This window comes from Mycobacterium sp. SMC-16 (assembly GCF_046250085.1).
Classification (GTDB): domain Bacteria; phylum Actinomycetota; class Actinomycetes; order Mycobacteriales; family Mycobacteriaceae; genus Mycobacterium; species Mycobacterium phocaicum.
On record NZ_CP176427.1, the window covers coordinates 4356314 to 4376871 of the forward strand.

Annotated in this window: 20 protein-coding genes; 12 read left to right on the plus strand and 8 right to left on the minus strand. The window is 67.4% G+C overall.

Annotated features, from left to right (window positions below):
- Window positions 1-32: 32 nt before the first annotated feature.
- Complete coding sequence (locus ACJEIK_RS21075) at window positions 33-1325, minus strand: thymidine phosphorylase (RefSeq protein ID WP_133427764.1); 1293 nt, start codon at window positions 1323-1325, stop codon at window positions 33-35.
- A gap of 68 nt (window positions 1326-1393) precedes the next feature.
- The gene (locus ACJEIK_RS21080; protein WP_267324338.1) at window positions 1394-1789 is read right to left on the minus strand and encodes a cytidine deaminase; all 396 of its coding nucleotides are present in this window, start codon (window positions 1787-1789) and stop codon (window positions 1394-1396) included.
- 225 nt (window positions 1790-2014) lie between these two features.
- On the opposite strand from ACJEIK_RS21080, the gene sdhC reads away from it, so the two are divergent.
- Genes sdhC through ACJEIK_RS21100 form a run of 4 tightly spaced genes read left to right on the plus strand, consistent with a single transcriptional unit; the run spans window position 2015 to window position 5479 of the window.
- Entirely contained in the window at window positions 2015-2449 is a 435-nt protein-coding gene (sdhC, locus tag ACJEIK_RS21085; RefSeq protein WP_073693516.1) for a succinate dehydrogenase, cytochrome b556 subunit, read from the plus strand.
- Window positions 2446-2928: a succinate dehydrogenase hydrophobic membrane anchor subunit gene (locus tag ACJEIK_RS21090; RefSeq protein ID WP_174557601.1), complete on the plus strand. Its 483-nt coding sequence runs from the start codon at window positions 2446-2448 to the stop codon at window positions 2926-2928. Before sdhC ends, ACJEIK_RS21090 begins: the two co-directional genes overlap by 4 nt.
- Window positions 2929-2936: 8 nt before the next feature.
- Window positions 2937-4691 carry a succinate dehydrogenase flavoprotein subunit gene (gene sdhA, locus ACJEIK_RS21095; protein WP_133427763.1) on the plus strand — a complete coding sequence of 585 codons (1755 nt, stop codon included), beginning with the start codon at window positions 2937-2939 and terminating at the stop codon, window positions 4689-4691.
- A gap of 2 nt (window positions 4692-4693) precedes the next feature.
- The gene (locus ACJEIK_RS21100) at window positions 4694-5479 is read left to right on the plus strand and encodes a succinate dehydrogenase iron-sulfur subunit (protein ID WP_064858274.1); all 786 of its coding nucleotides are present in this window, start codon (window positions 4694-4696) and stop codon (window positions 5477-5479) included.
- A 74-nt stretch (window positions 5480-5553) separates the two neighbouring features.
- Here the strand turns inward: ACJEIK_RS21100 and ACJEIK_RS21105 are convergent, their stop codons facing one another.
- Complete coding sequence (locus tag ACJEIK_RS21105; RefSeq protein WP_237163025.1) at window positions 5554-6477, minus strand: hypothetical protein; 924 nt, start codon at window positions 6475-6477, stop codon at window positions 5554-5556.
- A gap of 116 nt (window positions 6478-6593) precedes the next feature.
- On the opposite strand from ACJEIK_RS21105, the gene ACJEIK_RS21110 reads away from it, so the two are divergent.
- Window positions 6594-7571 (plus strand): AurF N-oxygenase family protein, encoded by a 978-nt coding sequence (locus ACJEIK_RS21110; RefSeq protein WP_409430229.1) that lies wholly within the window; start codon window positions 6594-6596, stop codon window positions 7569-7571.
- A complete protein-coding gene (locus ACJEIK_RS21115; protein WP_409430230.1) occupies window positions 7571-9001 on the plus strand; it encodes an FAD-dependent oxidoreductase in 1431 nt (476 codons plus the stop codon). Before ACJEIK_RS21110 ends, ACJEIK_RS21115 begins: the two co-directional genes overlap by 1 nt.
- On the opposite strand, the gene ACJEIK_RS21120 is transcribed toward ACJEIK_RS21115, so the two are convergent.
- Window positions 8977-9708: a TetR/AcrR family transcriptional regulator gene (locus ACJEIK_RS21120; RefSeq protein WP_409430231.1), complete on the minus strand. Its 732-nt coding sequence runs from the start codon at window positions 9706-9708 to the stop codon at window positions 8977-8979. The genes ACJEIK_RS21115 and ACJEIK_RS21120 overlap by 25 nt on opposite strands.
- An 83-nt stretch (window positions 9709-9791) precedes the next feature.
- Between ACJEIK_RS21120 and ACJEIK_RS21125 the strand changes: the two genes are divergently transcribed.
- The gene (locus ACJEIK_RS21125; protein ID WP_409430232.1) at window positions 9792-10370 is read left to right on the plus strand and encodes a carboxymuconolactone decarboxylase family protein; all 579 of its coding nucleotides are present in this window, start codon (window positions 9792-9794) and stop codon (window positions 10368-10370) included.
- Window positions 10371-10468: 98 nt separating this feature from the next.
- Complete coding sequence (locus tag ACJEIK_RS21130) at window positions 10469-11260, plus strand: 3-oxo-5-alpha-steroid 4-dehydrogenase (RefSeq protein ID WP_064982718.1); 792 nt, start codon at window positions 10469-10471, stop codon at window positions 11258-11260.
- 4 nt (window positions 11261-11264) lie between these two features.
- Here the strand turns inward: ACJEIK_RS21130 and ACJEIK_RS21135 are convergent, their stop codons facing one another.
- The gene (locus tag ACJEIK_RS21135; RefSeq protein WP_409430233.1) at window positions 11265-12170 is read right to left on the minus strand and encodes a sigma-70 family RNA polymerase sigma factor; all 906 of its coding nucleotides are present in this window, start codon (window positions 12168-12170) and stop codon (window positions 11265-11267) included.
- A gap of 82 nt (window positions 12171-12252) precedes the next feature.
- Between ACJEIK_RS21135 and ACJEIK_RS21140 the strand changes: the two genes are divergently transcribed.
- From ACJEIK_RS21140 to nagA, 4 genes are all read left to right on the plus strand, one after another.
- Window positions 12253-13962, plus strand: a complete 1710-nt coding sequence (locus tag ACJEIK_RS21140; RefSeq protein WP_133427758.1) for an APC family permease — start codon at window positions 12253-12255, stop codon at window positions 13960-13962.
- 118 nt (window positions 13963-14080) lie between these two features.
- Window positions 14081-15079, plus strand: a complete 999-nt coding sequence (locus ACJEIK_RS21145; protein WP_133427757.1) for an SMP-30/gluconolactonase/LRE family protein — start codon at window positions 14081-14083, stop codon at window positions 15077-15079.
- Window positions 15080-15175: 96 nt separating this feature from the next.
- Window positions 15176-16423 carry a D-alanyl-D-alanine carboxypeptidase family protein gene (locus ACJEIK_RS21150; protein ID WP_409430234.1) on the plus strand — a complete coding sequence of 416 codons (1248 nt, stop codon included), beginning with the start codon at window positions 15176-15178 and terminating at the stop codon, window positions 16421-16423.
- A 13-nt stretch (window positions 16424-16436) separates the two neighbouring features.
- Complete coding sequence (gene nagA / locus ACJEIK_RS21155) at window positions 16437-17609, plus strand: N-acetylglucosamine-6-phosphate deacetylase (RefSeq protein WP_267323786.1); 1173 nt, start codon at window positions 16437-16439, stop codon at window positions 17607-17609.
- A 119-nt stretch (window positions 17610-17728) separates the two neighbouring features.
- On the opposite strand, the gene ACJEIK_RS21160 is transcribed toward nagA, so the two are convergent.
- From ACJEIK_RS21160 to ACJEIK_RS21170, 3 genes are read right to left on the minus strand one after another with little or no spacing between them, the layout of a single operon-like run.
- Entirely contained in the window at window positions 17729-19294 is a 1566-nt protein-coding gene (locus ACJEIK_RS21160; protein WP_267323787.1) for a radical SAM protein, read from the minus strand.
- Window positions 19291-19743, minus strand: coding sequence for a hypothetical protein (locus ACJEIK_RS21165; RefSeq protein WP_267323788.1), 453 nt, complete (start codon window positions 19741-19743; stop codon window positions 19291-19293). The genes ACJEIK_RS21160 and ACJEIK_RS21165 overlap by 4 nt, the downstream gene beginning before the upstream one ends.
- Window positions 19724-20524, minus strand: a complete 801-nt coding sequence (locus ACJEIK_RS21170) for a prolipoprotein diacylglyceryl transferase (protein WP_267324339.1) — start codon at window positions 20522-20524, stop codon at window positions 19724-19726. The genes ACJEIK_RS21165 and ACJEIK_RS21170 overlap by 20 nt, the downstream gene beginning before the upstream one ends.
- Between the last annotated feature and the right edge of the window lie 34 nt (window positions 20525-20558).

Here is a 20558-nt window from a genome sequence, read left to right on the forward strand (position 1 = left end):
GGCGGGGCCGGCGGCCATAGTTGGTTTCGCGGCTATTCGATGCGGTCGAGCACCACGTGTCGCGGCGGCGGCGCCGCGTCGTCCACCGACCAGCCGCCGTCGAGTTCTGCGAGCGCCGACGGCAGCCGCTCGGGGGTCTCGGTGTACAGCGTGAACAGGGTCTCGCCGGCGGCGACGGGCTCACCGCTGCGACGGTGGAGGTACAGCCCGGCCCCGGCCTGCACCGGGTCGCCGGGCTGGGCCCTCCCGGCCCCGAGCCGCCACACCGCCATCGCGACCGCCATGGCGTCGATGTCCCCCATGACCCCGCTGTGCGACGCCACGACCGTCTCGGTGTGCGTCCCCATCGGCAGGGGCGCCTCGGGGTCGCCGCCCTGCGCGGCGATCAATTGCCGGAAGCAGTCCATCGCGGTGCCGTCGGCCAGGGTCTGGGCGGGGTCGACGCCGTCGATGCCGGCCACGTCGAGCATCTCTCGGGCCAGTGCCAGGGTCAGCGCGACGACGTCCTCGGGCCCGCCACCGGCCAGCACGTCCAGCGACTCGGCGACCTCGACCGCGTTGCCGACAGCGCGGCCCAGCGGCCGGTCCATGTCGGTGAGCAGCGCCCGGGTCGGGACGCCGTAGGCGACGCCGAGATCGACCATGGTGCGCGCCAGCTCCCGCGACTCGGCCTCGGTCTTGAGGAACGCGCCGCGGCCGACCTTGACATCCAGCACCAGCGAGCGCGCGCCCTCGGCCAGCTTCTTGCTCATGATCGAGCTGGCGATGAGCGGCAGCGATTCCGTCGTGCCGGTGACGTCGCGCAGGGCATAGATCTTGCGGTCGGCCGGCGCCAGGTCCCCGGCCGCGAAGATCGCCGCGCCGATGCCGGAAAGTTGTTGGCGGATGCGGTCTTTCGACAGCTCGGCGGTGAATCCGGGGATCGCCTCCAGCTTGTCCAAGGTGCCGCCGGTGTGCCCGAGGCCGCGGCCGGCGGCCTGCGGGACGGCGCCGCCACAGGCCAGGATGACGGGCACCAGCGGGATGGTGATCTTGTCGCCGACGCCACCGGTGGAGTGCTTGTCCACCAGCGCGAGCGGCCGGCCGTCACGCCGCAGGTCGGTGAAATCGAAGCGCTCGCCCGAGTCCACCATGGCCGCCGTCCAGCGCGCGATCTCGGCCGGTGTCATGCCGCGCAGGAAGATCGCCATCAGCAGTGCCGACATCTGCGCGTCGGCGACGCGACCGTGGGTGTAGCCGTCGATCACCCAGTCGATCGCGGCGTCGGACAGCACGCCGCCGTCGCGCTTGGTGCGGATGACGGTCGGGGCATCGAGATGCGACACCCGAGCATGCTAACGAAGTTACTGGCCGGTAACCGGGACCCCGGCCAGAAGTGTTGCCCCGCTTGGCGTTACCGGCGGTTCAGGTCGTCCGGCCCGAACGCATCGGGCAACAGTTCGGCCAGCGGCCGCGGACCCGCGGCGTGGTCGATCAGCATGGCCGGCCCACCGTGCTCGAGCAGCACTTGCCGACACCGCCCACACGGCATCAGCACCGCCCCGGAACCGTCGACGCACGCCAGCGCGAGCAGCCGTCCACCACCGCCGGAATGTAGGGCGCAGACCACAGCACACTCCGCGCAGAGGCCAAGGCCATATGAGACATTTTCCACATTGCAGCCCACCACGATTCGGCCATCGTCGACCAGCGCCGCCGCCCCCACCGGGAAATTCGAGTAGGGCGCATAGGCCCCGCGCGAAGCAGCTATCGCATTGTCCCGCAACAGTTTCCAGTCAATCTCCGGCATCACCGACACCCCGTTCCCACCACCCCGGCACCACTCCGAGACCCGACCCGACCGCCAAGTAAGTTAATGTAGGCAAACCTAATTTCCGACGCGGGTTTGCCATTCCCCCCACACGGTAGTTCTGACTGTGCGCAAATTGGGATTAGAGTCGCCCCGAGGTTTGGGCTCGGCACGCGAAAAAGTTGCTGCCGGGTCGTGCGTCCACCGACGGCGTTGGAGGTCGAAATGAGTACAGCGGCAGCCGCGGATTCCGCCATACCCGCGCCGCGTTCATCCCAGAAGCGACGGAGCCTGTATCGCGGAGACCCGGGCATGTGGTCCTGGGTGCTACACCGCATCACCGGTGCCACCATCTTCTTCTTCTTGCTGGTCCACGTTCTGGACACGGCACTGGTCCGGGTCAGCCCCGAGGCCTACAACGAAGTGATCAACACCTACAAGACGCCGATCATCGGGTTCATGGAGATGGGCCTGGTCGCGGCGGTGCTGTACCACGCCCTCAACGGCGTGCGAGTCATTCTGATCGACTTCTGGCAGCAGGGACCCAAGTACCAGCGGGTCATGCTGTGGACCATCCTGGCCATCTGGATCGCGGTCGTCATCGCCGCAGTTGGGGTAGAGGGCATGCACATGGTTGAGCACTACGGGTGGCTCAAATGACCACTCATACCGATTCCGGCGCCGCTGAGGCGCGCCGCGGGGGCCGTCCGGCCCCGGTCATGGAGCGCGAGCACGACCGCCCCGCCGCCCTCGATCACCCGCGCGCGCCCCGGCGCGCCCGTGGTATCCCCTACTTCGAGAAGTACGCCTGGCTGTTCATGCGCTTCTCCGGCGCCGCGCTGGTGCTGCTGGCCCTCGGTCACCTGTTCATCGGGCTGATCTGGCAGAACGGCGTCTACCGCATCGACTTCAACTACGTCGCACAGCGGTGGGCCTCCCCGTTCTGGCAGATCTGGGACATGGCGCTGCTGTGGCTGGCGCTGGTGCACGGCGCCAACGGCATGCGCACCATCATCGGTGACTACGCCCGCAAGAACACCACCAAGTTCTGGCTGAACTCGATTCTGCTGCTGGCCACCGGATTCACTCTGGTGCTGGGCAGCTACGTGCTGGTCACCTTCGACGCCAACATCAAATAGGGACGCAGATGATTCAGGAACATCGCTACGACGTCGTCATCGTCGGTGCCGGTGGCGCGGGTATGCGCGCGGCCGTGGAAGCCGGCCCGCGCGTGCGCACCGCCGTGCTGACCAAGCTGTACCCGACGCGTTCGCACACCGGTGCCGCCCAGGGTGGCATGTGTGCCGCGCTCGCCAATGTCGAGGACGACAACTGGGAGTGGCACACCTTCGACACCGTCAAGGGTGGCGACTACCTCGCCGACCAGGACGCCGTCGAGGTCATGTGCAAGGAAGCCATCGACGCCGTGCTGGACCTCGAGAAGATGGGCATGCCGTTCAACCGGACGCCCGAGGGCCGCATCGACCAGCGCCGCTTCGGCGGTCACACCCGTGACCACGGCAAGGCCCCGGTCCGCCGGGCCTGCTACGCCGCCGACCGCACCGGCCACATGATCCTGCAGACGCTGTACCAAAACTGCGTCAAGCACGACGTCCAGTTCTTCAACGAGTTCTACGCGCTCGACGTGGTCCTCACCGAGACCCCCGGCGGCCCGGTTGCCACCGGCATCATCGCCTACGAGCTGGCCACCGGCGACATCCACATCTTCCACGCCAAGGCGATCGTCTTCGCCACCGGCGGCTCGGGCCGGATGTACAAGACCACCTCCAACGCCCACACCCTCACCGGCGACGGCCTGGGCATCATCTTCCGCAAGGGACTTCCCTTGGAGGACATGGAGTTCCACCAGTTCCACCCGACAGGCCTCGCCGGCCTCGGCATCCTGATCTCGGAAGCCGTGCGTGGCGAAGGTGGACGTCTGCTCAACGGCGAAGGCGAGCGCTTCATGGAGCGCTACGCCCCCACCATCGTCGACCTGGCGCCGCGCGACATCGTCGCCCGCTCGATGGTCCTCGAGGTCCTCGAAGGCCGCGGCGCCGGACCGCACAAGGACTACGTCTACATCGACGTGCGTCACCTCGGCGAGGAGGTCCTGGAGGCCAAGCTTCCCGACATCACCGAGTTCGCCCGCACCTACCTGGGCGTCGACCCCGTCACCGAACTGGTGCCGGTGTACCCGACGTGCCACTACGTCATGGGCGGTATCCCGACCACGATCAACGGCCAGGTGCTGCGCGACAACGTCAACATCGTGCCGGGTCTGTACGCCGCCGGTGAATGCGCCTGCGTCTCGGTGCACGGCGCCAACCGCCTCGGCACCAACTCGCTGCTCGACATCAACGTGTTCGGCCGTCGCGCCGGCATCGCGGCCGCCGAGTACGCGCAGAACCACAACTACGTCGACCTGCCGGACAACCCGGCCGACATGGTCGTGGGCTGGGTCGGCGACATCCTGTCCGACCACGGCAACGAGCGCGTCGCCGACATCCGCACCGCGCTGCAGCAGTCGATGGACAACAACGCCGCCGTGTTCCGCACCGAGGAGACCCTCAAGCAGGCGCTGACGGACATCCACGCGCTGAAGGAGCGGTACAGCCGAATCACGGTGCACGACAAGGGCAAGCGCTACAACAGCGACCTGCTCGAGGCCATCGAGCTGGGCTTCCTGCTCGAGCTGGCCGAGGTCACCGTCGTCGGTGCACTGAACCGCAAGGAATCGCGCGGCGGCCACGCCCGCGAGGACTACCCGGACCGCGACGACACCAACTACATGCGCCACACCATGGCCTACAAGCAGGGCGCCGACCTCCTGTCCGATATCCGGTTGGACTACAAGCCTGTCGTCCAGACCCGGTACCAGCCGATGGAACGGAAGTACTAAGCATGAGTGCACCTGTCCTCGACAAGCCTGAAGCCGGCGACCCGCCGCTGCCCCCGGTGCCGGACGGCGCCGTCATGGTCACGCTGAAGATCGCCCGGTTCAACCCGGAGAACCCGGACGCCGCCGGCTTCCAGAGCTTCCGCGTCCCCTGCCTGCCCAGCGACCGGTTGCTCAACCTGCTGCTGTACGTGAAGGGCTACCTGGACGGCACGCTGACGTTCCGCCGGTCCTGCGCGCACGGCGTGTGTGGCTCGGACGCCATGCGAATCAACGGTGTCAACCGGCTGGCCTGCAAGGTCCTCATGCGTGACCTGCTGCCGAAGAAGCCCGGCAAGGACCTGACCATCACCATCGAACCCATCCGCGGCCTGCCCGTGGAGAAGGACCTCGTGGTGGACATGGAGCCGTTCTTCGACGCCTACCGCGCCGTGAAGCCGTTCCTCATCACGTCGGGCAACCCCCCGACCCGTGAGCGCATCCAGTCGCAGACCGACCGCGCCCGCTTCGACGACACCACCAAGTGCATCCTGTGCGCCTGCTGCACCACGTCGTGCCCGGTGTACTGGAGCGAGGGCTCGTACTTCGGCCCCGCCGCCATCGTCAACGCGCACCGGTTCATCTTCGACTCGCGTGACGAGGCCGCTGCCGAGCGTCTGGACATCCTCAACGAGGTCGACGGTGTGTGGCGCTGCCGCACCACCTTCAACTGCACCGAGGCCTGCCCCCGTGGCATCCAGGTCACCAAGGCGATCCAAGAAGTCAAGCGCGCCTTGATGTTTGCCCGCTAGGGCCTGTTTCTAAGTCGAGTGTTGGCTTGTGGTCGAGATTCATTGAAATTCTCGACCACAAGCCAACACTCGTTTCAGTAGGGCGCACCTGCAGCCCGCAACTCTGTCCGAGTCCGGGCGATGATGATGTCGTGGCGGGTGCGCATGAGGTCAGCGCCGACGTGGACCAAACGCCAGCCCAATTCGCGGTACTCGGCATTCTGGTCGATGTCTTTGGTGCGCCGTCGTGGGTCCTGCCAGTGCTGGATGCCGTCGTACTGCACGCCCACTTTCCATTCCGGCCAGCCCATGTCGATGCGGCCCACGTGATACCGGCCGTCAAAGACGTCGATCTGAGTGCGCGTCGGCCGCATGCCGTTGTTGGTGAACAACAGTCGTAGCCGCGTCTCTTGTGGTGACTCTCCGCCGTAGTCAGCGAGGTCAAGCACCTGTTCCAGTTGCCTCAGTCCCCGAACTCCGGGATGCCGCTCGGCAAGTGCGAGCACCTCAGGGAGTTTCAACTGTGTTGCCTGAAGCAATGCGTCCACGCGGACAACAGCGAGCGTCTGCCCTTTCCGTCGCCCAAGGTCGAATGCCGTCCTCGCCGGCGTCGTGACGCTGATGTTGTGCCCCGACTGCTCGCACTGGTTGGTCAAATTCCAGTCGTGCACCACGCAGATCTCGTCCTCGGCGAGCGCATCGCTGTGAATGAGAATGCCCGGTGGTCGCGTCCGGCTCGGCTGGTTGAGCTCTGCTGGTTGCCTCGCGTCGATCCATAACGAGCCATGCAGGGCGGCAGCCGACAATCCGACGACGGTCGCCCTGCGTTTGGACCACAACCAGGCAGCTACGGCCTTGTCCACGGGAGTGAGCTTCTGACCACGGGGAATGTAGACGTTGCGGTACAACGCGTCATAACGAGTCCTCAGCTGATACCTGTTGACCGTGCCCGCAGCCAGGGCCTCGGTGCCGACAAATGGCATGTCGATATGACGGCTGCGATATCCGCCCGGTTCCATCTGCGTTGAGTGTTGGCTTGTGGTCGACAAATGCGTGAAATCTCGAACACAACCCAACACTCGGCGAGAAGAAATTCCCTATTTACTGGGACCACTGTTCCCGGTAAATTGGAGATATGACTCAGGCAATGGAGCCCGGTTACGAGAACCTCCTCGACGTGTTGTCCGAAGGCTCCGTACGACGGCGCTTCGACCCGTACCTCGACATCGCGTGGGATTCGCCGGACATGGCGATCGACCTGCACGATCCGCGGTGGGTGCTCTCCCCTGTCATCGACCCGCTGGGCGCCACCGAGTGGTACCAGAACCAGCCGCTGGAGCGGCAGATCGAGATCGGTCGTTGGCGCACGCTCAACACCGTCAAGGTGGGCGCGGCGTTCGAGAGCATCCTGATTCGCGGGCTGATGGCGTTCATCATGAAGCTGCCCAACAACTCGCCCGAGTTCCGGTACGCACTCCACGAGATGACCGAAGAGTGCAACCACATCCAGATGTTCCAGGAGCTGGTAAACCGCTCCGGGACCGACGTGCCCGGTATGCGGAAGCTGTTCTTCAAGCTGTCGCCGTACATCGGCCTGGTCGGTCAGTACTCGCCGACGGCGTTCATGGCCGGCATCCTCGCCGGCGAAGAGCCCATCGATCACTTCCAGAAGGGCATGATCCGCGAGGGCGCCAACCTGCCGCCGGCCGTGCTGCGCACCATGCAGATTCACATCGCCGAGGAAGCCCGGCACATCTCGTGGGCCAACGAATTCCTCAAGACGCACATGCCCGAACGCTCGTGGCGCTTCAAGGCCTTCGCCACCGTCGCCTTCCCGCTGACGTTGCGCTGGCTGGCGCACGAGATCATGGGGTCGTCGAAGTCGTTCGGCAAGCAGTTCGACATCCCGGAAGACGTCATGCGGCAAGCCTTCTGGCGCAGCCCGCAGTCGCGCAAGATCATGGCGAGTTTCTTCGACGAGACCCGCGCACTGGCCGAGGAGATCGGTCTGATGAACCGCGTGGGCCGCTGGATGTGGAAGCGCTGCGGCATCGCCGGTGAGACGGCGCGCTACCGCAGCGCCCCCAACCGCGAGGCACAGTTGATCGCCTGATGCCCCACGTCATCACGCAGTCCTGCTGCAGCGACGCGTCCTGCGTCTACGCCTGCCCGGTCAACTGCATTCACCCCACGCCCGACGAGCCCGACTTCCACACCGCCGAGATGCTCTACATCGACCCGGTGGAGTGCGTCGACTGCGGCGCGTGCGTGACGGCCTGTCCGGTCGACGCCATCAAGCACGACGGTTCGCTGGAGCCGACCGAGAAGGTCTTCCTCGAGCTCAACGCCGACTTCTACGCCGAACCCCGGCCCCGGCCACTGCTGGCGCCCGTGGTTCCCCCACTGCAGGTCCGGGCTCCGGGCACTATCAGCGTCGCGATCGTCGGCTCCGGACCGGCGGCCATGTACGCCGCCGACGAGGTGCTGACCATCCCGGCCGCACGCGTCCGGATGTACGAGCGGCTCCCCCAGACCGGCGGGCTCGCGCGCTTCGGCGTCGCGCCGGATCACCGGCGCACCCGGGCGGTGTCCCGGCAGTTCGACACCATCTGCGCCGACCCGCGGCTGGAGCTGGTGACCGGCGTCGACGTCGGCACGGATGTCACCCACCAGCAGCTGCTCGCCGACCACGACGCCGTCATCTACGCCGTGGGTGCGTCCACGGACCGGCCGCTCGAGGTACCCGGCGCCGACATGCCGGGCGTCAGCTCGGCGACCCGGTTCGTGGCTTGGTACAACGGCCATCCCGACTTCGCCGACTGCGCCTTCGATCTGTCGCAACCGCGCGCCATCGTGATCGGCAACGGCAACGTCGCGCTCGACGTCGCCCGGATCCTCACCACCGATCCCGACCGCCTCGCAGCCACCGACATCGCGCTGCACGCGTTGGAAGCGTTGCGGCAGAGCCAGATCGAAGAGGTCGTCGTCGTGGGACGACGCGGCCTCGCGCAGTCCGCGTTCACCGTGCCGGAGCTCGTCGGCCTGACGTCGATGCCCGACGTCGACGTCGCCGTCGCCGAAAAGGACCTGGCGTCACTGCCGGGCGCCGATCCGCGGGCCCGTATCCTCCGTGACCTGCCACGGCGCCCCGGCAACCGCCGCATCGTGCTGGAGTACCTGCAGTCCCCTGCCGCGATCCTCGGCGAATCCGCCGCAACCGCAGTCGAATTCGCCCGCAACGAACTGGTGGCGGCAGCCGACGGCACCGCGAAGGTCAAGCCGACCGGCGACGTGCACACCGTTACCGCCGGGCTCGTGCTCACGTCGATCGGCTATCGCGGACGGCCCGTGGCCGACCTGCCGTTCGACGACGTGCACGGCACCGTCCCCAACGAAGCCGGCCGAGTGCGGGGCGCCAGAGCGACCTACGTGACGGGCTGGATCAAACGCGGCCCGACGGGGTTCATCGGTACCAACAAGTCCTGCGCGCAGGAGACCGTGCGCAGCCTGGTGGCCGACTACAACGCGGGGTTGCTTGCCTGAGCAGCCAGCGCGGCGACCACGGCGACGAGCGGCTCATCGGGGCTGACCTCGAAGCCGATGGCCCGCGCAGCGCCGTCGATGACGTACCAGGTGAAGTCGGCGAGGTGGGCGATCATCTCGTCGCGGGTGTGCGTCGGCGCCGGGCTGCGGACCCAGGCGAACAACGTCTCCTCGACCATGGTCACGATCGCCAGCGGGACCAGTTTGAATGCGCTGTCCTCGACGCCGATGGCCAACTGGATGGCGGCGATGATGCCGTCGGCGCGTTCGATGATGCGCAGCTTCAGCTCGCCGACGGCGTCGAGCGTCTCGTCGCCCTCGAACGACGGCCCGCTGCGCGCGAACTCGTTGAGCCGCGGGTGGTCGATCATCCAGTCCGCGACGGCCTCGATGGTGCGGGTCAGAATCTCGCGCAGCGAGCCGTCGGAGACATCGAGCTTGCCGACCAGAACGGACCCGAAGTCGTCGATCAGATACGACCGCACCCGTCGCTCGAGTTCCTCCTTGCCGGAGGTCTGCCGGTAGATCACCGACTTGGCGACGCCGGCACGCTTGGCGATGGCCGCGACGGAGATGTCGGCGCCGGGCGGGCTCTCCTCCAGCAGGTCGATCATCGCCAGCAGGATCTGGGCCCGGCGTTCGGCGTTGTGCTGCTCCCACCGCGCCTCGTAGCCGCTCACCGCCGCAGGGTTCGGGGCCACAGACATGTGTCCTACGGTAGCCGCTGCGGCACCGGGTGACGCCCGCCACACCCCTGTCACACCTTGACGACCTGTCTCGTCCAACCGATATGACGACAACACCACGCATCGCGCCCCTGCCCCCGCAACGCGCCGGCCTGCTGACCCGGCTCATGTACCGCTACGCCAAGCGTGAGTTCGGCGAGGTGCCCGAACCCTTCACGGTGGCGGCGCACCACCCGCGACTGCTGGTCGCCAACGCGGTCCACGAGACCCTGTTGAAGAGCGGCTCGAAGACGCTGCCCGACGCGGTCCGCGATCTCGCCGTGCTGTGGACCGCGCGGACGGTGGGCTGCTCCTGGTGCGTCGACTTCGGCACCATGCTGATGCGGCTGGAGAGCCTGGACACCGAACGGCTCAAGCACATAGACAGCTATGCGAGTTCCGACTTGTTCACCGACGACGAGCGCGCCGCCATCGCCTACGCCGACGCGATGACCACCGATCCGCACAACGTCACCGACGAACAGGTCGACGACCTGAAGCACCGATTCGGCGAGGCCGGCGTCATCGAGCTGACCTATCAGATCGGCGTGGAGAACATGCGGGCCCGGATGTACGCCGCGCTCGGTATCACCGAGCAGGGCTTCAGCTCGGGTGACGCGTGCCGGGTGCCCTGGGCCGAGTGATCCGGGGGCGCTGGCCTCGCAGCCTGGTCAGGTGGTAGAACACGTTACAGAAATAACGGCCTCGGCCATTGAAACCGCCTGCTCAGCAAGGAGCGACCATGCACTGGTACACCGGCAACACGTTCTATGACACGGTGCTGACGGCGGCCTTTGCCTTCGCCGCATTCGTGATCATCGGCGGTTTCTTCGCGCAGAGTTCGTATGGTCGGTTCTCGACGACGAAACTCGGCTTGAACCTCAACCCCAAGCTCGGCTGGTGGCTGATGGAGATCCCGGCGACGGTCGTGTTCCTCATCAGCTATCTGGCCGGGCCGCACCGCTTCGAGCCGACATCGCTGGTGCTGGCCGGGATCTGGCTGCTGCACTACGCCAACCGGGGCTGGTTCTTCCCGCTCGCGATCCGCCAGGCGCCCGGCAAGCGCGGCACCTTCAACGTGTCGGTGATCGTGATGGGCATGCTGGTCACGTCGATGCACGGTTACCTCAACGGGACCCTGTTCAGCCACGACTTCTTCGGGCAGTACACCACCGCGTGGCTGACCGACCCCCGGTTCCTGGTCGGTCTGGTGGTGTACCTGTGCGGATTCGCGCTGTTGGTCAACTCCGAATCGATCGTCCGCAATCTGCGTGACAAGAACAATCCCGGCGGCGCGGAGTACCGGATTCCGTTCGGCGGCGGCTTCCGGTTCGTCACCAGCCCCGCATATCTGGGTGAGCTCATCGCCTGGTCCGGCTTCGCGCTGCTGACCTGGGCGCTGCCCGGCGTCGCCATCCTGCTGATCACCGCGGGCAACCTGATTCCCCGGGCACTGGGCACCCACACCTGGTACCAGGAGAAGTTCCCCGAGTACCCGACCGACCGCAAGGCACTGATCCCCTACGTCCTCTGAGCCGCTAATCAGACCGCAGCGGTGACGCCGTGAACTTGTCCGGGTTCGCGATGTCCCACAGCGCGACGACCTTGCCGTCGCGCACGGCCAGCGCCGTGACACGCGGCAGCATCTCGGGATGCTCGCCGTCGGCCGGCAGGCCGGGGCTGTACGCGCCGAGCTCGCCGTTGATGAGCGCCAACTGTGACGTCGAAAGCCATTGCGGGCCATAGCGTCTGGCCAGCCCGAACAGGAACCGTGCGACCTTGTCCGCGCCGACGATGGTGCGGGGCGCCGTCGGTGCCCGACGGTTGGAGTCGCCGGTGAACGTGGCATCGGGGTGCAGCAGTTCGACGACGGCGGCCATGTCCCCACTGGCGAGCGCGGCCATCAGCTTGCCGACGACCTCGTTGTGGCCGGCGTCCGGTGGCGGCGGCGGGGCCTCGGCGACGGCGCGCCGGGCGCGTGAGGCCAGCTGCCGCGCGCTCGCGTCCGTCACGCCGAGCACCGACGCGATCTCGGAGAACGGCACCGCGAAGCCGTCGTGCAGCACGAAGGCGACCCGTTGGTCGGGTGTCAGCCGCTCCAGCACCACCATCGCGGCGAAGCGGGCGTCCTCTCCCGCGACCACCGCGGCCAGTGGGTCAGCGGCGTCGAATCCCGTCACCACAGGTTCGGGCAGCCACTCCCCGAAGTACGCCTCGCGGCGGTACGCAGCGGACCGCAACCGGTCCAGGCCGAGGCGGCTGACGACCGTCGTCAGCCAGGCCCGGGGCTCTTCGATGGCGTCGACATCCGCACTGTGCCAACGCAGCCAGGCGTCCTGCACGATGTCCTCGGCGTCGGCGTACACACCGGTCAGCCGGTAGGCGACGGACAGCAGGTGCGGGCGCAGCCGCTCGAACTCATCGGTGTCCTGCGCTGTGGTCACCCCACCAACCTACGACTCGGTGTTCGGGGGCGGCGAACCGTAGCATCTCTTCGGCAAATCAACCGGGATGAGCAGGGAGCAGATGACCACGCCGGCACCAGACATCGTCGCCCCAGACAAAGGCCTCAAGCGGGGCGCCCTCGGTCTGGTGTCCAGCGTGGTGGTCGGGTTGGCGTCCACCGCACCGGCATACAGCCTGGCGGCGACGCTCGGCCTGGTCATCGCCGCCGGCGGCACGCTGCTCGCCGGCGTCAAAGCACCTGCCATCATGCTCATTTCGTTCGTGCCGATGTACCTCATCGCCGTCGCGTACCAGGAACTGAACAAGGCCGAGCCCGACTGCGGCACCACGTTCACCTGGGCGGCCCGGGCCTTCGGTCCCGTCGTCGGCTGGCTGGGCGGCTGGGGCATCATCGCCTCCGACGTCATCGTGATGGCCAATCTCGCGCAGATCGCGGGTTCGTACTCGTTCACGTTCGTCGGCGACCTGGGGTGGCATTCGGTCGCCAGTCTGGCGAGCAGCACCCTGTGGTCGACGGTGGCTGGCGTCATCTGGATCATCCTGATGACGTACATCTGCTACCGCGGCATCGAGGTGTCGGCGCGGCTGCAGTACGTGCTGTTGACGGTCGAGGTCGTCGTGCTGATCGTGGTGTCGGTCGTGGCGCTGGTGAAGGTCTACACACACCACGGGCACGCCTACTCGATCATGCCGTCGTGGTCCTGGTTCTGGCCTGGCGGAATGGATTTCGGCACGGTGATCGCCCCGGCGGTACTGGCCACCATCTTCATCTACTGGGGTTGGGACACCGCGGTGGCGTGCAACGAGGAGTCCGACGATCCGGGCCGCACTCCCGGCCGCGCCGCCGTCATCTCGACGTTCCTGCTGCTCGCCACCTACGCGCTGGTGACCGTCTCGACCATCGCGTTCGCGGGCGTGGGCACCGAAGGCATCGGACTGGGCAACCAGGAGAACGCCAAGGACGTGTTCACCGCCATCGGGCCATCGCTGTTCGGGGACAGCGTGATCGGGAAGATCGGCATGCTGCTGCTGTCGGCGTCGATCCTCACGTCCGCGGCCGCCTCGACGCAGACCACCATCATGCCGACCGCGCGGACGACCCTGTCGATGGGCGTATACCGGGCGCTGCCAGAGAGTTTCGCGAAGATTCATCGCCAGTACCTGACGCCCACCACCTCGACCATCGTGATGGGCGTGCTGTCGGTGCTGTGCTACGTGCTGTTCACCGCGATCAGCACCGATCTGTTGACGGCACTGATCGGTTCGGTCGGTTTGATGATCGCCTTCTACTACGCACTGACGGGCTTCGCCTGCGCCTGGTTCTACCGAAAGACGTTGACCCGCAACGTGCGTGACTTCGTGATGCGCGGCGTGCTGCCAGTGCTCGGCGGCGTCACGCTGTCGGTGGTGTTCGGCTATGGCCTGGTCCAGTACAGCAAACCGGACTGGCTCAAGGACGAAAGCCACCATGACGTCACGATTTTCGGCTTCGGCGCGGTGGGTGTGGTCGGTGTCCTCGGGCTGCTGCTGGGGGTGGTGTTGATGTTCGCCTGGCGCGTCGCGCAACCCGAGTACTTCCGTGGAATGACACTGCCGCGGCGCCATGACCTGGTGCTCGATACGCCGGCCGCCGGTCATGCCGGACCGGCGCATTTCGGCTTGCCCGACTCGGGTGACATGCCGACGGTCATCGCCCCGGACCTGTCGAACCTGCCCCCAGGTGAGACGGCGGTGGACACGGCGACCGGCGAACAATTCCGTCGCGACTGACGTTTCCCCCGCTGGACGAACCCGGACCCGCCTGCCGACGATCGCGAAAGCCCCTGATTCGACGGCAAATTGGGGGTTTCCGCGGCTGCTGACACGTAACACGCGTTACCGTCTACACGTGCCGCACAAGCCGCCCATCAACCCGGTGCGCTGGACCCCACCGCCGGTCGACGCCCTGCCCGATTTCCCGTCTGCCGACCTGACCATCGTGCCGATGCCCGGCGACGCCCCGGAGGACGTCGTCGTCGGTGCCGACGGCACGTTGTGGACCGGCCTTGTCGACGGCCGGATCGTGCGGGTCTCCGCCGACGGCGACACGGATGTGGTGGCCGATACCGGCGGCCGGCCGCTGGGGTTGCACGTCGCGCGCGACGGGCGGCTGCTGGTCTGCGACAGCTACCGGGGGCTGCTGTCGCTGGATCCCGGCACCGGCGCCCTGGAGGTGCTGGTGCCCAACATCGACGGGCGGCCCCTGCGGTTCTGCTCGAACGTGACCGAAACCGAAGACGGCACAATCTATTTCACCGAGTCGACCAGCTCGTTCCACTACGAGCATTTCCGCGCCGCGATCCTCGAGGCCCGTGGCGACGGCGGACTGTACAAACTGGCGACCGACGGCACGGTGAGCACGCTGCGCGACGGCCTGTACTTCGCCAACGGCGTCACCGTCACCGCCGATGGAACGGCGCTGGTGTTCGCCGAGACGCAGGGCCGCTGCCTGTCGAAGTACTGGTTGTCCGGGCCACAAGCCGGGACCATCACCCCGCTGGCCATCAACCTGCCCGGCATGCCCGACAACATCTCGACGGGTGCCGACGGCCGAATCTGGGTCGCGTTCGTCACCCCGATCAACGCCGCCGCGGAGTGGCTCGCACCGCGGCCGACCATTCTGCGCCAATTGGTGTGGCGACTGCCGGACGCGCTGCAGCCGCAGATGGCGTTGGAGGTGTGGGCCGTCGCCTTCGACCCCGACAGCGGCGCCGCGGTCGCGGGCGTGCGCATGCGGCATCGTCAGTTCGGACAGGTGACCGGACTCGTCGAGCACGACGGGCGACTGTGGATGAGCTCCATCGGGGTGCCCGCGCTGGCACATTGTGCGATCCCCGAGCGCCGGTAGACCTCTGTCAGCTAATTCACAGTTGTAACTTCAACCCCAACTGTCACAGCGCGGCAACACGGGATCCGGTGGTCCGTCGCCTAATCTGACGACACCATGGCGACCACCCGATCAACGGCACAACGCGCTGCAGCCCTGGCAGCAGCGTTTTTCCTGACGGCCGCACCGGCGTTGACCTATGCCGAACCCGACCCACCGGCCGCGGACCCATGCCCGTACCGCGTGAACACCCCGCCCGCGGTCGACCAGTCCGAGGTGCCGAAGGCGGGCGACCCGCCGGCCCCGATCCCCGTGCCGGCCACGCCGCTCGGCGGGGACCTGATGGGCAGCTGCGGAATCGTCGCCGCACCGGACATGCCACCGCTGCCCGGTGATGTCTCCGCCGACGCCTGGATCCTGGCCGACCTCGACAACGGCGACATCATTGCCGCCAAGGATCCGCACGGCAGGCACCGGCCGGCCAGCATCATCAAGGTGCTGATCGCGACCCAGGCACTGCGTGAACTGCCCATCAACAAGCGCGTCACCGGAACCCTGGAGGACGCTGCCGCCGAGGGCACCCGCGTCGGCGTCGACGACGGCGGCGTCTACACCGTCAACGACCTGCTGCACGGCCTGCTCATGCACTCGGGCAACGACGCGGCGCACGCACTGGCGATGCAGGTCGGCGGCATGGACACCGCGATCGACAAGATCAACGACCTGGCCGCCAAGCTGGGCGGCCGCGACACCCGGGCGGCCACCCCGTCCGGCCTCGACGGCCCCGGCATGAGCACGTCGGCCTACGACATGGGCCTGTTCTACCGCTATGCCTGGCAGAACCCGACGTTCGCCTCGATCGTGGCCACGCAGAAGTACAACTTCCCCGGCCACCCGGCCAAGCCCGGCGAGCCCGGCGATCACCCCGGCTACGAGCTGGAGAACGACAACAAGCTGCTCTACAACTACCCGGGCGCACTCGGCGGCAAGACCGGTTACACCGACGACGCCGGGCAGACATTCGTCGGCGCCGCCGACCGCGGGGGGCGTCGCCTGGTCGCGATTCTGCTGCACGGCACCCGCGTGCCGATCGCGCCGTGGGAGCAGGCCGCGCGCCTGCTGGACTACGGCTTCGCGACGCCGCCCGGCACCAAGGTCGGCACCCTGATCGAGCCGGACCCGTCACTCACGCAGCGCAAGCCCGACGCCAAGCATCCGGTGGCTGCGCCCGCCTTCGACAGCCTGACTCCGGCCGACGCGGTGCCGATCCGCGTCGGGGTCGGCGTGGTCGGGTCCGCGGTGGTGCTCTCGCTGATGATGGCCGCCCGTTCGATCAATCGGCGCCCTCAGCACTCGAACCGGTAGAGACTGACGGGCGATGACGCTCATCTCGGCCGGGACCGTTGTATTGGGAGGCTCAGCGCTCGACGCTGTGTCCCGGCCTGGGTGGTTGGAGATCGATGGCGACCGCATCGTGGCGTGCGGCGGCGGCGCTCCGCCGCGTGGCGTCGACGTCGACTTCCCGGACGGTGTGGTGGTGCCGGGATTCGTGGACATGCATGTGCACGGTGGCGGCGGATTCTCCTACAGCACCGACGATCCCGACGAGGTAGGGCGGGCAGCCGATTTTCATCGTGCCCACGGCACCACCTCGACCCTGGCCAGCCTCGTCACGGCGGCGCCGGAGGCCTTGCTGGCCCAGGTTCAGACCTTGGCCGACGCGGTACGCGCCGGCGTCGTCGCCGGGATTCATCTGGAGGGTCCGTGGCTCAGCTCGGCGCGCTGCGGTGCGCACGACGTCGCGCAGCTTCGGGACCCCGACCCCGCCGAGATCGATTCGGTACTCGCCGCCGGCGACGGCACCATCCGCATGGTCACCATCGCCCCGGAGCTGCCCGGCGCCGATGTCGCGATCGAGCGGTTCGTCGACGCGGGAGTCATTGTGGCCGTGGGCCATACCGACGCCAGCTACGAAGAGACCAAGCGGGCCCTGCAGCTGGGTGCCACCGTCGGCACGCACGTGTTCAACGGCATGCGTCCGCTGCACCACCGCGATCCGGGGCCGGCGCTGGCGCTATTGGAGGACGCCCGGGTGACCGTCGAGCTGATCGCTGACGGCGTGCACCTGCACCCTGCTCTCGTCCACCAGGTGGCGGTCACCGCGGGCTCTGATCGCGTCGCACTGATCACCGACGCGATGGCGGCTGCCGGGATGCCCGACGGGTCGTACCAACTCGGTGGGCTCGACGTCGAGGTCAGCGGCTCGGTGGCCCGGCTGCGTGAGCGGTCCACCATCGCGGGCAGCACAGCGACCATGGAAGCCTTGTTCCGCACGGCGGCAACGGGTTTGGAAGCGGCCTCGGATTCGGCGCTGCGGCACGCGGTGGCGATGACGGCGACGACGCCGGCACGCACGCTGGGTCTCGACGACGTCGGTGCCTTGGCGCCCGGGAAGTCTGCCGACCTCGTCGTGCTGGACCGCAAACTGCAGGTGCGCGCGGTCGTGCGGCGCGGGGTGTGGTCGGCCTCCGGCGCCGCCTCTCCCCGTTGACCCTGTAATCAGGGCGGGTTCTTGCGAGTAACCGAGAACCCAAGTCCGCGAGCCTGACCACACGGCGAAAATCCGACCGGACTATCACCCTATGGTCAGGTTCGCGGGCACCTGGGCCCTCAGATCACCGTGAGCGGCAGCGCCTTTCCCAGGTCAGTGCCCGCGGCGATGGACATGCGCTGGCGCCCCAGCGCCGGCCACGCCTGTACCGCGCAGAACGGCGCACACTGGTCCTGGCTCGAGCGGGTGCCGACATGGACACAGCACTGCACCAGGCGTTCTTCGATCATGCTCGAGATGTCCATGAACGGCTTGACGGTGATGCGAACCACCCGCTCCCCCAACAGCTTCCGCACCCGGTTCTTTCCACCCGGCAAGGCGGACGACGCGAGCGCCAGCAGCGTCGGCATACCCAGATCGCAGTTCTGGCAGATGGTTCGCCACACGTCGCCGATCCCGGGATGCGACAGCGAAGACTGCTCGGACAGCAGGCCCAGTAACGATTCGCGGACCGCGAGCTGCAGTTCCTGCGGCAGCTCGCTGTCGGCAATCCTGTTGGACACCAACCCCAGTCGGTCCTTGAGGACATCGTGGCCGATCAGCGAGACCAGCGACCGCCATTGCCCGGAATCGTCGCGCAGCACATAGCCGACCGAGCAGCAGTGCGGATGCGAGCACGGCAACGCGGTGAGGTCGTGCCAGGTCACGAGGCTGTCGGTCTGCGGGCCGAGCCTGCTCAGCACGCCGGTGTGGGTCAGCCGGTCGTGCACGTCCAGGTTCCCTGACCGGCCCGAGCCGAACTGCGGCTGAATGGTGATACCGCCGACGTAGGGGGTGTCCAGCGCCAGCTGGACCATGGCGCCGATCTCGTCGTCGTTGACGCCGAGCGCCGCGGCCATCACCAGCGTCGTGAAAATCTGACGTTCCGAAAGGCGTTGCAAAGCCAGCGTTTTCAGCTTACGAAGGTCGCCGCCGCGGTGGTGTCGGTGCGCCGCCTCGGAGAGCCCGTCGTACTGCAGATACACCTCGACGCGGTGGCGGCGGGTACTGAGCAGCTCGAGGAGGGCATCATCCGTGGCGATCCGGATGCCATTGGTGTTGACCAGGATTCGCGTGATGGGCCGGCTGGTCAGTTCGTCGAGCAGCTCCGCGAGGTCGGGGTGCAGCGTCGGCTCCCCGCCGGAGAGCATCAGCACATCCAGCCGCCCGTTCTCCCGGGCGAGCCGCTGATCGACGTTCGCGAGCACGTCGGCGACCGGCACCACGTTGCGCAGGTCGGGCGAAGAATCGGTGAAGCAGGTAGGGCACCGCAGATTGCAGACCTCGGCGATGTCTTCGAGCAGGATGCAGGTGTGCTGCGTCTGCATCTCCGGCAGCCCGCGCAGATAGGCGGACGGGATCGGATCGAAATTGCCTGCCATATCAGGGATGTGCGCCTTGGTCGGGGCGGTCCACTCCTCCAGATAGGTCAGAATCTCGGGGTTCTCGTCGTAGAGCGTGCGCACCAGACCGTGCGCCGGGCACCCCCGCTCCAGCCACACCCGCCCGTCTCGTTCGACCAGGCGGCCGGAGAGGCGCGCGACGTCGGCAAGCGGCCGTTCCGGCGCCTCATGGTGGCAATTCGGGCAGTACGCCGTCACGTAGCGCAACAGCCGGTCACCGCGCAGACCCATCCCGGCCGTCATGTGTACATGGTGGGGTTCAGGCCGGTGCAGTACCCGACGGTCAGGATCGAGGTGAGCGCCCAGCCGATCATCAGGCCGAGACCGAGCCCCTTGGGCACGGGGCTGCCGGTCTTCCACAACGCGAAGCCACCCCCGAAGGCGACGAGAGCCAGGAGTACCGCGCCGAACGCCAGCAGCACCTTCCCCTGGTCAGCAAGCATCACCGTGCCTAACCCGATGACGAAGTTGAGCACCGGAAACATGAAGACACCGCCGATCACGCCACCGACCGAGATCGCGTTGGGGTTCTGCGCGTTCGGTGCCGGATAGCCGTACTGCGGATATTGCGGCGGGTATTGCGGGTACTGCGGCGGATATTGGGGATATTGCGGGTACTGGGGCGGGTGCTGACCGGGCGGTACGCCGTTGCCGGGTTCGTCATCCGGATAATCAATTGGCGGTTCGGACACGGTCGCCCTCCTTGTCTGCCGACGAAATCCGGTAGTAGCCACGGCCATGGCCCCGCCATACCCGGAAACCCAAGAGCGCCAAGGACGGCAGCAGCACCCATTGCGGCCGCGTCAGGTCCAGCCACACCGTCTCGTTGGCACGCACGAACTCCACGAAGAACCGGAACACCGCGTAGGCGGCGATGTAAATGACGAACAGCTCGCCGGGATGGGTGATGCGGGGCCGCAGCCACATGAGCACCGCGAAAGCCGCCAACTGGAACGCGATTTCGTACGCAAACGACGGGTGCATGGCGAGCCCGGCGACGCACCCCGGGCATTCGGGGGTAGTCGCCGGCGCATGTACTCCCCAGGGCAGTGTCGTCGGGCGTCCGGGCGCCTCCGTCAGGAGGCAGCCGATTCTGCCGATCGCCATCCCCAGCGCGACCGCGGGCGCGAACAGGTCGCCCGTCTTGCCGCGATATCCGCCGAGCCGCTTGGCGATCAGCACGCCGAGGTAGGCACCGAGCAGTCCGCCGAGGATGCTCTTGGAGCCGTACTCCCACGCCTGCGCGACAGTCGGGTTGGCGCTGAAATCGAGGTGACGCGCCAACCCCGACGCCCGCATGCCGATCGCCCCGCCGACGAGGGCGCCGGTGACGGCCACCAGTGACTGTTCGTTCACGGCGCCGCGGCGGCGCGCCTCGTGGACGAACACGATCACGGCGGCCAGCACGCCCAGCCCCACGAACAGACCGTGCACCGGCACCTGCACCGGTCCGATCTGCCACTGCGGGATCATTGCGATCACAGTGGCAAACCTACCGGCCGGATTC

Coding starts and splice junctions, on each gene's coding strand:
- ACJEIK_RS21080 (WP_267324338.1), bottom strand. CDS start 1,789: ATGCCGGAGATTGACTGGAAACTGTTGCGGGACAATGCGATAGCTGCT.
- sdhC (WP_073693516.1), top strand. CDS start 2,015: ATGAGTACAGCGGCAGCCGCGGATTCCGCCATACCCGCGCCGCGTTCA.
- ACJEIK_RS21090 (WP_174557601.1), top strand. CDS start 2,446: ATGACCACTCATACCGATTCCGGCGCCGCTGAGGCGCGCCGCGGGGGC.
- sdhA (WP_133427763.1), top strand. CDS start 2,937: ATGATTCAGGAACATCGCTACGACGTCGTCATCGTCGGTGCCGGTGGC.
- ACJEIK_RS21100 (WP_064858274.1), top strand. CDS start 4,694: ATGAGTGCACCTGTCCTCGACAAGCCTGAAGCCGGCGACCCGCCGCTG.
- ACJEIK_RS21105 (WP_237163025.1), bottom strand. CDS start 6,477: ATGGAACCGGGCGGATATCGCAGCCGTCATATCGACATGCCATTTGTC.
- ACJEIK_RS21110 (WP_409430229.1), top strand. CDS start 6,594: ATGACTCAGGCAATGGAGCCCGGTTACGAGAACCTCCTCGACGTGTTG.
- ACJEIK_RS21115 (WP_409430230.1), top strand. CDS start 7,571: ATGCCCCACGTCATCACGCAGTCCTGCTGCAGCGACGCGTCCTGCGTC.
- ACJEIK_RS21120 (WP_409430231.1), bottom strand. CDS start 9,708: ATGTCTGTGGCCCCGAACCCTGCGGCGGTGAGCGGCTACGAGGCGCGG.
- ACJEIK_RS21125 (WP_409430232.1), top strand. CDS start 9,792: ATGACGACAACACCACGCATCGCGCCCCTGCCCCCGCAACGCGCCGGC.
- ACJEIK_RS21130 (WP_064982718.1), top strand. CDS start 10,469: ATGCACTGGTACACCGGCAACACGTTCTATGACACGGTGCTGACGGCG.
- ACJEIK_RS21140 (WP_133427758.1), top strand. CDS start 12,253: ATGACCACGCCGGCACCAGACATCGTCGCCCCAGACAAAGGCCTCAAG.
- ACJEIK_RS21150 (WP_409430234.1), top strand. CDS start 15,176: ATGGCGACCACCCGATCAACGGCACAACGCGCTGCAGCCCTGGCAGCA.
- nagA (WP_267323786.1), top strand. CDS start 16,437: ATGACGCTCATCTCGGCCGGGACCGTTGTATTGGGAGGCTCAGCGCTC.
- ACJEIK_RS21160 (WP_267323787.1), bottom strand. CDS start 19,294: ATGACGGCCGGGATGGGTCTGCGCGGTGACCGGCTGTTGCGCTACGTG.
- ACJEIK_RS21170 (WP_267324339.1), bottom strand. CDS start 20,524: ATGATCCCGCAGTGGCAGATCGGACCGGTGCAGGTGCCGGTGCACGGT.